Origin of the sequence: [Clostridium] ammoniilyticum, from assembly GCF_025566905.1 — a bacterium.
In the GTDB taxonomy this organism is placed as follows: Bacteria; Bacillota_I; Bacilli_A; order Erysipelotrichales; family Coprobacillaceae; genus Faecalibacillus; species Faecalibacillus intestinalis.
On record NZ_JAOQJR010000003.1, the window covers coordinates 109,768 to 122,071 of the forward strand.

The following is a 12,304-nucleotide window of genomic DNA, read 5'->3' on the forward strand; positions in this document are numbered from 1 at the left end:
TGTTAAAACCACTCAAACATTTAATTATTAATTAAATACGTACGATATTTTAAATATAAAACCATATTAATGATCAAACCAACGCACATAAAAGTTATGGCACTTGAATAATGAAACATTGTCATAATTGAAAAATGATACATAACCAAATCAATTACAAGTAATCCAAATAAAAGAAAAGTATTTCTTTTAAGATCAATACATTCTTTAGAAACAACCTTTTTAATCATCATAAAAAAATAAACAAACATTATAAAATAAAACAAATAATGTATGACAACTGATAAATTATAAAGCAAGCCTACTTCCCCATAAATGGGATTTCCATCCGTTCCTATTGTAATCCAATGGGTAGAAATGTAATTATCAAAGTATTTAAATGCTAATAAACCTATTATTTCAAAAACATAGCTTAAATAAATAAGACAAACATCATATTGTTTCTTCATTTTCTTTTCCTCCATCCATAATATTATGAATCAAGGAAGCGCTTTCCTTACTTTCATTATACGTCTTTCTACCATTATGTCAATTATACTTTTATTATAATAGTATCTTGTTTATAATAATTCATATGTTATAATCAATTTGGGTGATAAAAGATGGCAAAATCTAACAGTTTCTTTAATATTGATATGCTTGTTTTAAGTTTGTTGAAAGTAAAGGATTGTTATGGATATGAATTAGTAAAATTAATTAAAGAAATTTCCAATGGCTCATTAGATATTAAAGAAGGTACTCTTTATCCTGTTGTACATAATTTATTAAAAAAAGAATATATTTCATGTCGAGATGAGATCGTTAATAAAAAAATCAGAGTTTATTATCATATTGAACCAATTGGAAAAGAATATTTAGAACAAACAATTATTGAATTTAGAAAGAATATGCAAGGTGTATTTGAAATCATTGCATATGGTGAAGGCAAAAAAGATGAGTAACGATATAAAAAAATATATAAAATACGTTAAAAAAATTATTCCAATCCATTCAAAAGATAAAAAAGAATTTATACAGTTATTAACACAAAAAATCATTGAATTTTCTAATGAACATGACTCCTGTAGTTATCAAGATATCGTAGATGAATTTGGTAGTCCTAATGAAGTTGCTGGTTCTTATATTGAAACTTTAAATAGTGACGAAATTATAAAGAAACTTAATAAAAAGAAAATTATAAATATTTTTATTTCTGTCATAATTATTTTATGCATAAGTGTTTGGGGATTTGAAAGATATCGAATCAATCAATTGATTGATGAAGCAAAACATACAAAGATGAAAACATATACAGCTGAAGAATATAAAGAAAAAATAGCAAAAGAAAAACAAGAAAAATAAGTATTTAAATTAGGAGTAAAAAATGAATAAAGAAATCAAAAAATATATAAAATATGTTAAAAAAATTATTCCTTTTTATTCTAAAGATAAAAAAGAATTTCTAAAGTTACTAACACAAAAAATCATTGAATTTTCAAATACTCAACCTAATTGTACTTATCAAAATATCATAGATGAATTTGGTAGTCCTAATGAAGTTGCTGGATCATATATTGAAAGTTTAGAAAACGATGACATAATAAAGCAACTTAATAAAAAATATATTTTTAAAACATTAGTAACCATTATTATATTTATATCTATTGGTATTTGGTGTTTAGAAATTTATCATTTCAACAAACTCTACCAAGATGCAAGAGACAGTATTCATGGATATTGGGTAGAAGAAATCACTGAAGATAGTCGCATAGAAAATGAATAAGGCTCCTTTCGGAGCCTTATTTTTTTATTCAACATTCTTCAACGCTTCATCCATTGGGATTTTCTTGATTTTTCTCATTTGAATCATCATGACAAACAAATAAGAAATAACTGTCATAATAAACATCTTGATATAAACACTACCTTCTACATAGAAAGGAAGCCATCCTGCATATTTTTCAAAAACAATTTTGAAAGCATAAGATAGGATCCATGTTGTTATTCCAAAAGAAAGTAACGTTGAAATCATAATAACAATCGTTGTGGCATGAACATACATTTTTTGTATTTCTTTTGATGTATATCCAAGAATTTTAACCATGGAAATCGATACTTTATTATTTTCAATAATCATCTTTGTAAGAAGATAAATAAGCATGATAAACATGATCATCGCAAAACCTTCAACCAGATAAAACATTTTCCCCATTGAAACATTTAATTGTCTTGATACTTTTGTTAAATCATCTTGAGTAATGGTTGATGCGATATAGTCATCTTTTAAATCTGTTATTTTTTTATTAGAGAAATAACCATTGAAGTATCCTTCTTGACAGTTAAAAACTTCATTAAAATAAGACTTTGACATATAAAGTGCCATACTACCAGGTGCATCATAAATACCTTTAATTTCAAAAGTATAACGTAAATCTTTATAGCTTTCTTTTAAAGAAATACGATCTCCTTTTTTTAAATTATATTTATCAGCAACATCTTTTGAAATATAAACACCCTTTTTTGGTAATGATTTTATATGAATATATTGACTATTATTTTGTAAACCATAGAGGCTAATATCTTCTTCTATTGTACTTTCTGGAAGTGTTTTTAATGAATAAAGTGAAAAAGCTTCTGCCCCTTTGGTTTTAGTTTTATAGTTATCATACATTTCATCATATTGATCATCAATCAAACTTAAGAAACTATCTCTAAATTCTTGAGGAATCGTTTGAAAAACTTGTTCAATGGCTGTGGTATCAACTGATTCTGGTGTATTTAAAATATATTGATATTTAGCAGTCATATTATTAACAACAATATCTTGATAATGATTGAGAACAGGATGCATATCCATTCCAAACATTAATAAAATAATTGCGAATAAAACACCCACAAATAATGTAATATAACCTGATAAATTATTTAAAATAACACTTAATCTAAATTGAGAAAAGAAGCCCAAACGATGCAATACCAATGTTTTTTTATTCTTTTTAACTTTTTTAATATCTCTTTTCATAAATTTAAGAGGTGATAATTTTAAAGATTTCATTAAAATACCATAATTAATTAAAACCATCATAATAAATGGAATGATTGTCGTTTTAATGAAAGCATCCCCAGACCAAATCGTTACATAAGTTGGTAAGCTATAACTTCCATAATACATACCGGCCATGACATCTTTAAAATATGTATATCCTAAAATATTTCCTACAATACAAGCAACTAAAGAAACAAGAATAGGTAATGTCATATATTGAATCAACATTTCTTTTTTTGTATATCCCATAGCGCGAAGTGTTCCAATCATTGGTGCTTCACTTTCAATAGTATTTTTAGTAGTGATTGCAAAGACAAAGGCAAGAATTCCAATAATGATATAAAGTAAAACTGTCATCATTGCTTCATCTCCACCCATATCATCACCTGTAAAATGGATGGCTTGGTTAGCGTATTGAGGAATATAATCATCAATTCCTGAAACGTTTTTAACAAGTACGTTTAAAAAATCATTGCTGGCATTAACTTCATTATCAACCTTTTCATTATATGTCCACGCATAGTTATAGTAGATTTTAGCATCTTTAAAGCTTTCAAATCCTTCATTAGAAACAATTCCTACTCCAAATTTAATAGCATCAAACATTAAATCACTGTTTTTTGAAAAGAGAGCACTATAATCTGATAACGCGACGAGTCCCGTAATTTTTAACTTCTTTTTACCTACTTTGATGGTTTGGCCTACTTGGTAATTATTATTATCGGCATACATACGGTCAATTGCTATTTCATTTTTACTTTGAGGAAGTTTTCCATCCATAATACATACTTGATTGACTTTATTTCTTGGTTTAAAGAGACGAATTGTACTTGTAGATTCTACTTCTTCTTCAATGTAATTAAGATCATAAATTGTGACACCTTCTTTTTCTAAAGTCTTTTTATTTTCTTTTGAAAGAGAATCATTTAAACGAAAATGTCCATCTTCAATATTGTATTTATCAAAACTGTCATTATAAGCCTTGATCATTGAGCCATCAGCCACTAAAAATCCTGAAATAAGACCAATAGACCCTGCCATAAATAAAAATATAATTAAATATTTTGCAATTTCATCTTTTAAAATATATGGTAATCTTTTAAATAATGGATTCTTCATTTTACCAATTCAAATCCTTTGCTGGAATTTTATGTGTATTTTTAATATTTTCACGAATACGCCCGTCATGTAAATAAATCACACGATCAGCCATATCTTTAATTGCATCATTATGCGTTACAATAATAGTTGTATTACCATATTTTTTATTAACATCTTCAATCAATTGTAAAATATCTTTTGATGTATGATAATCTAAAGCCCCTGTTGGTTCATCACAAAGCAATAAATCTGGATTTTTAATGATTGCACGTCCTATTGAAGTTCTTTGTTGTTGACCACCAGATAATTGGTTTGGTTGTTTATAACGATGTTCTTTTAAACCAAGTGTTTGTAAAAGTTCTTCTTTATCTAATGGATTTTTACTTAAATATTTTCCTACATCAATATTTTGTTCAACATTTAAATGTGAAATCAAATTATACATTTGAAAAACATATCCCAAATGATTACGACGATAATTTGTTAGATCTTTTTCTTTTAATGTTGAAATTGTTTTCCCTTGAATCATAATTGTGCCACTATCTGGTTGATCAATTCCTCCAATAATATTTAGCAGTGTTGATTTGCCAGAACCTGAAGGCCCAAGTAAAACACAAATTTCACCTTTTTCTATTTCAAAATCAATACCTTTTAAAACTTCTGTCTTATATTCATCTTCACCAAAGCTTTTTTTAAGATCCTTGATTGATAAAAACATAATATCCCCCTCCTATAGTTAGCCTAATCTAACTAACTATAGAATACTATCCCTTTCCTTTTTTTTCAAGTATCTCAAAGAAAAAAACGGATTTCTCCGTTTTTATAACTCAATATGTTTCATAATGGCTTTGGCAATACCATCATTATTATTTGTATCTGTAATTTCATTAGCTACTGCTTTTAATTCATCTGAAGCATTTCCCATAGCCACACCTAAGCCAACATATTCAACCATTGATTTATCATTTTGAGCATCTCCAAAAGCCATCATTTCTTCTTTTTTATAACCCATAGGAATTAAAACACTATCTAAAGCTTTGGCTTTATCAACACCTTTTGCAGTATATTCAAAATAGAAATCAGATGTAAACATACAGTTTAAACGATCTTTAAATGGTTCCATCATTTCCTTATAATGTGCTTGTAAATAGTCTGGATCACCAAATGTAAGAATTTTATTGATTTCAAAATCAACAAAGGCTGCTAAATCTCTTTTTTCACATAAGATGTAGTTATTTCCTCTTGATTCATATTGCATCACATTAAATGGTTTTCCTTTATATGTAATTGTATTATCAAAAACATCATTAACATACATATATTCATCTTTATCAAACATTGGTCTTGCTTTAAAATTCTTTAAATGTTCTAAGACAGCTTTACTATCTTCTACTGAAATCGCATGATTATAAAGTGTCTCATGACTTTGACAATCAACTACTTTTGAACCATTGAAACATACAAATAAACCATGATGATTTCTCATATCCAATTCTTCAGCAAGTTTTAATAATCCACTTGTTGGTCTTCCTGAAGCTAAAACCAAACGTACCCCTTTATCTTGTGCTTTTAAAAGGGTTTCTTTAGTAAGTGGTGTAATGACTTTTTCATCATTGACTAAAGTCCCATCAATATCCATAATTATTACTTTAATTGCCATAATCTATCTCCTTTTCTATTAGTATAATAAAGCGCTTTTACAACTTCAACATACTTTCATAAAAAGAAAAAGAAACAGAAAATATCTGTTTCTAATGTAATAATGAACGTGTTGAACCTGAAGCAATTAAGAATGTACTTCCATTATGAAGCATGGCGAGCATTTGTGGTGTAAGTAAACCTAATGCTCCTAAAACAATAAAGGATGTATTTAAACCAACAATCAAACGATATTGACTATGAATACGTTTAAATAAGCCTTCTGAAATCATTCTTAAAGCGACGATATCATTTAATGAATTTGATACAAGTGTAATATCTGCAAGTTCACGCGCAATATCTGAGCTATCTTGAAGTGAAATCGAAACATCTGCCATGGATAAGGCTGGTGTATCATTAATACCATCTCCTACCATCACAACGGTATTTCCTTCTTTCTTTAAACTTTCAATATAACTTGCTTTATCTTCTGGTAAAACTCCTGCTCTAAAATCATCTAAATTTAATTGTTTCGCAATTGCTTTTGCACAGTTAGGACTATCCCCTGTAAGCATAATGACTTTATCAAAACCAATATCACGAAGTTCTTGAACAACTTCTTTAGCTTCTGGTTTTAAAGGATCATAAATACTAATAATACCTGCAAGCTTTTTAGCAATAGCTAGATAAATAAGGGAACTTGAACCTTTACTTTCAAGTGAAGAAATCAAATCTTTAATTTCTTGTGTCATTTCTACACCTTCATCTTCAAAGACAAAATGACTGCTTCCAATAATAACATCTTCACCATTTAAGCTTGTCGAAATACCATGAGCAATCACATATTTTACTTCCGCATGTTCTTCACGATGTTTTAAGTTTTCAACTTCTGCTTGATGAACGATGGCATTAGCCACACTATGTGGGAAATGTTCTTCTAGACAAGCCGCAATTTTTAAAACTTCTTCTCTTGTATAATCTTGTAAAGGAACGACATCTAGTACAACAGGTTTGGCATGTGTTAAAGTTCCTGTTTTATCAAAAACAATCACATTTGCATCCTTCATGCTTTCTAAATGTTTTCCACCTTTAACTAAAACATTATGCATTGAGGCTTCTTGCATTGCTGAAATCACTGAAATTGATGTTGATAAACGAATCGCACAAGAATAATCCACCAATAAAAGAGCAGTAGCTCTTGTGAGATTTCTTGTAAATGCCCAAACACCAAAGAATCCTAAGAAACTATAGGGAACAATGGCATCAGCCATATGTTCTGCTTTTGATTGAATGGATGCTTTTAATGATTCATTGGTATCAATCATATCAATAATTTTAGCAATACGACTTTCATCTTGTAAGTTTCTAACTTTAACAAAAATCTTTCCTTCTTCAATTAACGTTCCTGCATAAACCGTATCATTTAATGTCACACGTTTGCTTAATGGTTCACCTGTAAAGCTTGATTCATTAACCATGGCTTCACCATCAATGATTTCCCCATCAATAGGAACCATGCTTCCTGTTTGAACAATAACAGTTTGTCCTTGTTTTAAATCAGACATCGCAATTTCTTGTTCTTGTTCATCTTTATAAATCCAAACTTTATCAAATTTATTCATCAAGCTATCACCTAATTGTAAAGTGACTTTTTGACGTGTGTAATCTTCTAATAATTCAGAAATTTTAAGCATCAACATAATATTGCTTGCTGTATTAAATTCTTTGCGTAATAAAGATATCCCAATACTTGTTGCATCTAAAACTGGAACATCAATACGTTTATTTCCAAGTGAAGCAATCCCCGCTTTAAAATAAGCAAGTGCTTTATAGATGGCAATTCCTTTACCAACAACATTTGGTAAAAAGAGCTTAACAGCATATCTCTTAGCAAAAATTTTAATTAATTCATGTTTAAAGCTTTGATCAAGTACTTGTAAATTTTGAGAACAATTTTTAGGAATTTCTCTATTTTGTAAAGTACTTAAATCATAACTTTTTAAATAACCAAATACTTCATTTTTATAATTTTCATCGAAAACCAATAGAAGACTTCCATTTTTATAATGTGCTTCTACATATCTTACATATTCAAGTTTTAAAAAATCGCTTTTTAAAATAGTTGCTTGTTCATTTGTAAAAGCATATTGTCCAAAACGAACACGTAATCTTCCATCGATTTCATGAACTATTTTAAAATTACTCATCATTATTGTGCCTTACTTTTTTCTACTGCTTCAGCATAGACATCTTGAGCATCTTCTTTAATAGAAGTAACAGTTGCTTCTACGTTATCTTTTACTTGCATTCCACTAGCTAATCCTTTAACAGCTAATTCTCTTGCTTTATTGCTTTTAGCGAACTTTGAAGTGACAACAGCAGTAACTGCTCCTCCTACAAATGTCCATAATTCTTTACTTTTAAAAAATTCTTTCATCTTAAAATCCTCCATTCTTTTTTACATTATACGATATTTTCTAAAAAAATAAATAATTTTTTATTTCGTTTCTATTTTTTTATCATTCCTTGCTCTATTTCAATAATTTCATCACATAAAGCAAGAGATGACTTTCGATGACTAACAATAATAATCAATTTTTCATCTTTTATTCGTTTTAAACTTTCTAATAATGCGGCTTCATTTAAACTATCAATACGACTTGTTGGTTCATCTAATAAAAGAATCGGTGTTTTTCTTAAGAAGGCACGTGCTAGACCAATTCTTTGTTTTTGACCACCCGAAATATTTTCATCATAAATCGTTTGATATCCTTGTGGTAAAGACATAATAAAATCATGAATTTGTGCTTGTTTACAAGCTTCTATTACATCTTCTTGACTATAAGCAGGATTTAATAAAGTAATATTATGATATAACGTATCTTTAAATAAAAATGTTTCTTGATCAACATAGCTGATATTTTCTTTTAAAGTGTGACTATTGATATTTTCAATGGATTCATGATCAAATAAAATCTCACCCTCACCTTGATAAATACGCATCAATAATTTCAATAAAGTTGATTTACCACAGCCACTTTTACCAAGTAATCCATAGGTTTTACCAAATTCAAATGTATAATTGATTTGATGTAAAATTTCAGTAGACGTATTTGGATAATGAAATGATAGATTTTTTACTTCGATTGGTAAATTTAAAGTAGTATTTTTATTTGTAATTTCTTTAAGTAATGGTTCTTCATCTAATAGATTTAAAATACGTCTTGCACAAGGAAATACTTGATTCAAATTGTTTGCGAGATTTGCTAGGGCAATCGTTGGTCCAAAAGAAGATGATAGAGCCATCATTGGAATCAACAATTCTTTAGAAACATGATTCTTGATCAATAAAATAGCAATAACAATCGATAAAATAATCAGCCCATCAGAAAGTATTTGTTGAAAACTTTGATGTTTGATTAATTTTTGATGTGTTTGGGTTAAATTATTTTGATAATCCATCATCTGTTCAAAGCGTGTTTCTTGTTGACTAAATTGAATAATTTCTCTTTTTCCTAAGACTGTTTCCAAAACAAAAGTATTATAATTAGCAAGTAAAAAACGATAATTACTTCCCTCTTTTTGACTCACTTTATAAGTGATATATGGAATCAATATACCCATGATACCATAACAAACAAAAGCAAGTATCCCAAAAACAAAATGATAAGAATCTATAAAACAAATCATAATTATACTATAAATAAAGGCAATCATCACTGGCGAAATAGTATGAGCGAAGAAAACTTCTAAGAGTTCAACATCACTTGTCAACATTGCAATAATATTTCCTTTATCTTCATTTTCTAATTTAGCTGGTGCCAGTTCTCTTAATTTTTCAAAGACTAAATGCCGAATATGGGCCAATACTTTAAAGGCAATATAATGATTACATGCTTGTTCTATGTATCGTAAGATTCCTCTTGAAAATGCACAAAGAATAATTAATTTAACAGCAAGTGAAAAGGAAATTACTTTACAAAAAGTGAGAATGATAAAAACGGTAATAAAGGTTGCTGTTAAATGCCCTAACACACCTAAAATAATTGCCAATAACATAATCATTAAAAAAGGACGTACTAATTTTAATAAAGAAATAATTAATTTTGTCTTATCTTTCATTTTCAATAATCCTTTCTAAATTCTTTTGATTTTCCACAAGCTCTCTAAATAAATTAGCTTGATTGAATAATTCCTCATAACTTCCTTGTTGAATCAATCTTCCCTCTTTCATTACAAAAGTAAGATGACTTTCTTTACAATGGGCCATGCGATGTGTAATAAAAATAACAATTTTATCTTTAGCTAAACGTTTCATAATTTTTAAAATAATCTCTTCACTTTCACGATCAACATTATTCGTTGCTTCATCAAAAATATAAACATCACTTTCACGCAATAACGCTCTTGCAAGAGCTAATCTTTGTCTTTGTCCACCTGATAGATTTTTAGCTCCTTCATTGAGTTGAAACTTTAATCCTCCTTGATTTTCAAAGACCTCAAATAGTTTTACTTCTTTTAAAACAGCCATCATTTTTTCTTCATCAATATATCCTGACATTGCAAGATGATCAAAGACTGTCCCTTTTAAAATATATGTTTCATCTTTGATCAACGTTATTTTTTGATAAAGTGTCATTGTTTCTGATATTGTTTCTTGATTATAAAGAATTTTACCTTTTTGAATTGGATATAAATTCATTAGCAGTGAAGCAATCGTACTTTTCCCTGAACCCGATTCTCCTACAATCGTTAAAAATGTTCCTTTGGATAAAGAAAATGAAACATCTTTTAAAATAATTTTTTCATCATAGCCAAAAGTTACATGTTCAAAAGATAAAGTTGAAATCGATTCTTGATAACTTTCTTGAATATCATCCAAGCTATCCAATAGTTTAAAAATTTTATCTGCTGCCGCGTTTCCATTTTGTCCAATATGAAAATAACTTCCTAACATTCTTAAAGGTAAAAAGAATTCAATAGAAATCATTACAATAAAAACAAACATCATAAAAGTAATATGTTGATTTAAATATTCTTGTAAACCCAAAACAACTCCTAGACCAAAACCACCATAAGCTACTAGATCCATCACACTAATCGAATTCAGTTGCATAATTAAAACACGCATGGTTTTCTTTCTAAAATCTTCTGCTTCCCTATCCATTTTATCTTGATAATATAAATCACTTTGATAATATTTTAAAGTTGTAAGTCCTTGTAAATTTTCTAAAAAAGAATCCGCTAATCCTGTATAACTATTCCAGTATTTCGCTAATAACCTTTTAGCTATTTTTTGTACAACAACAATAGAAACAGGAATAAGTGGTACACATAAAAGCAAGATAAGCGCTACTTTTAAAGACATAAAACCAACAACGATAAATAAAGTAAGTGGTGCCAACATGGCATAAAAGAATTGTGGTATATATTTAGAAAAATAAATTTCTAATTGATCAATACCTTCACTTGTAAGTTGAGTAAGCGTCGATTCTTTAAAAACTGTTGTTTGTTTTTGATGATATATCTTATCAAAAACACTTTTTCTTAACTTTGTTTTAATCGTTTCAGTTAAAGATAATGCTTGTTTATTTTGTGTTGTTTGTAAAAAACATTTTAAAGCAAATAAACAAATCACACTTAATAAATAAAAAACAAGTGAAAAAGATTGTTTTAGATAAAGACAAGATAAAACATAACTATGTAAAAATGTCAGTAGAATATGACAAACTAAAACCAACCATTGAATCAAAACTAACCCATAAACATTTTTCATTTCCGCTTTAAAAGTTTTTAATAATCTTTTATTAAACATTTTTTCTTCTCCTTTCTTTAAGTGAAAGCCATCCATGTTTGATTGTTAGAAGTGGATGGTAAAAAAGCATATATTTTCCAGAAAAGCGCATCACTTTTTTTACTTGGCTTCGATATTCTTTTTGATAACAATGAACTTTACATCCACTACAAAAAGTTTTAGTTTCCATAAAAGGACATTTATCAATACGCAAACAAGCGTACTTATAAAGATCTTCACACATCTTACTTTCTTGAGGATGTTTTCTTTGATAAATATCAATCATTACCTTTAATATTCTTTTTTCATTTTCTCTTTTTTGATCTATTTTATTCATTAATAATCTCTACTTTCTTTAACATAATAAAATGATGAATACTCATTACCATCAATAAACATATCTTTCCAATCCATACAGGTGTAATCATTACAGCAATCAAAAAAATAAGTGTTACTGTAAATAATGACTGATTCCTTTTCTTTTTGGTTGTCTTTCTTTCAATGACCATTTCATTGATATATTTTTGATAAAGTTTTGTTTGAATTAAATATTCATGAAATCTATCTGAACTTTTTGAAAATAAAAAAGCACTTAAAAGTAAAAATGGGGTCGTTGGCAATATTGGTAAAACCACACCAATCGCTCCTAAAATAAATGATATAATTCCAAATATAATAAATAATATTTTCATGTTTCCTCCTGTAGTTAGTTATACCTAACTATTATCATCATATCTGTTTAAAAT

Annotated in this window: 13 protein-coding genes; 3 read left to right on the forward strand and 10 right to left on the reverse strand. The window is 28.1% G+C overall.

Going from position 1 to position 12,304, the window contains the following annotated elements:
- Positions 1 to 20 precede the first annotated feature (20 nt).
- On the reverse strand, positions 21 to 449 hold the full coding sequence (locus OCV55_RS04105; protein ID WP_147579888.1) for a hypothetical protein: 429 nt from the start codon (positions 447 to 449) through the stop codon (positions 21 to 23).
- A gap of 153 nt (positions 450 to 602) precedes the next feature.
- Here OCV55_RS04105 and OCV55_RS04110 point away from each other — a divergent pair, with 153 nt between their 5' ends.
- Genes OCV55_RS04110 through OCV55_RS04120 form a run of 3 tightly spaced genes read left to right on the forward strand, consistent with a single transcriptional unit; the run spans position 603 to position 1,762 of the window.
- Positions 603 to 941, forward strand: a complete 339-nt coding sequence (locus OCV55_RS04110; RefSeq protein ID WP_147579889.1) for a PadR family transcriptional regulator — start codon at positions 603 to 605, stop codon at positions 939 to 941.
- Positions 934 to 1,341 (forward strand): DUF6120 family protein, encoded by a 408-nt coding sequence (locus OCV55_RS04115; RefSeq protein WP_147579890.1) that lies wholly within the window; start codon positions 934 to 936, stop codon positions 1,339 to 1,341. Before OCV55_RS04110 ends, OCV55_RS04115 begins: the two co-directional genes overlap by 8 nt.
- A 22-nt stretch (positions 1,342 to 1,363) precedes the next feature.
- The gene (locus OCV55_RS04120) at positions 1,364 to 1,762 is read left to right on the forward strand and encodes a DUF6120 family protein (protein ID WP_032091481.1); all 399 of its coding nucleotides are present in this window, start codon (positions 1,364 to 1,366) and stop codon (positions 1,760 to 1,762) included.
- 24 nt (positions 1,763 to 1,786) lie between these two features.
- On the opposite strand, the gene OCV55_RS04125 is transcribed toward OCV55_RS04120, so the two are convergent.
- The 9 genes from OCV55_RS04125 to OCV55_RS04165 all read right to left on the reverse strand — a co-directional run bounded on the left by OCV55_RS04125 (position 1,787) and on the right by OCV55_RS04165 (position 12,250).
- Complete coding sequence (locus OCV55_RS04125; RefSeq protein ID WP_147579891.1) at positions 1,787 to 4,144, reverse strand: ABC transporter permease; 2,358 nt, start codon at positions 4,142 to 4,144, stop codon at positions 1,787 to 1,789.
- A gap of 1 nt (position 4,145) precedes the next feature.
- Positions 4,146 to 4,844: an ABC transporter ATP-binding protein gene (locus OCV55_RS04130; protein ID WP_147579892.1), complete on the reverse strand. Its 699-nt coding sequence runs from the start codon at positions 4,842 to 4,844 to the stop codon at positions 4,146 to 4,148.
- A 102-nt stretch (positions 4,845 to 4,946) separates the two neighbouring features.
- A complete protein-coding gene (locus OCV55_RS04135; protein ID WP_317991241.1) occupies positions 4,947 to 5,786 on the reverse strand; it encodes a Cof-type HAD-IIB family hydrolase in 840 nt (279 codons plus the stop codon).
- A 91-nt stretch (positions 5,787 to 5,877) separates the two neighbouring features.
- Complete coding sequence (locus tag OCV55_RS04140; RefSeq protein ID WP_267309812.1) at positions 5,878 to 7,974, reverse strand: heavy metal translocating P-type ATPase; 2,097 nt, start codon at positions 7,972 to 7,974, stop codon at positions 5,878 to 5,880.
- Entirely contained in the window at positions 7,974 to 8,201 is a 228-nt protein-coding gene (locus OCV55_RS04145) for a DUF6110 family protein (protein WP_022002136.1), read from the reverse strand. The genes OCV55_RS04140 and OCV55_RS04145 overlap by 1 nt, the downstream gene beginning before the upstream one ends.
- 71 nt (positions 8,202 to 8,272) lie before the next feature.
- Entirely contained in the window at positions 8,273 to 9,886 is a 1,614-nt protein-coding gene (locus OCV55_RS04150) for an amino acid ABC transporter ATP-binding/permease protein (RefSeq protein WP_147579894.1), read from the reverse strand.
- The gene (locus OCV55_RS04155) at positions 9,876 to 11,579 is read right to left on the reverse strand and encodes an ABC transporter ATP-binding protein/permease (protein ID WP_267309813.1); all 1,704 of its coding nucleotides are present in this window, start codon (positions 11,577 to 11,579) and stop codon (positions 9,876 to 9,878) included. Before OCV55_RS04155 ends, OCV55_RS04150 begins: the two co-directional genes overlap by 11 nt.
- Positions 11,572 to 11,895 carry a nitrous oxide-stimulated promoter family protein gene (locus OCV55_RS04160; RefSeq protein WP_032091488.1) on the reverse strand — a complete coding sequence of 108 codons (324 nt, stop codon included), beginning with the start codon at positions 11,893 to 11,895 and terminating at the stop codon, positions 11,572 to 11,574. Before OCV55_RS04160 ends, OCV55_RS04155 begins: the two co-directional genes overlap by 8 nt.
- Positions 11,888 to 12,250, reverse strand: a complete 363-nt coding sequence (locus OCV55_RS04165; protein WP_032091489.1) for a YbaN family protein — start codon at positions 12,248 to 12,250, stop codon at positions 11,888 to 11,890. Before OCV55_RS04165 ends, OCV55_RS04160 begins: the two co-directional genes overlap by 8 nt.
- Between the last annotated feature and the right edge of the window lie 54 nt (positions 12,251 to 12,304).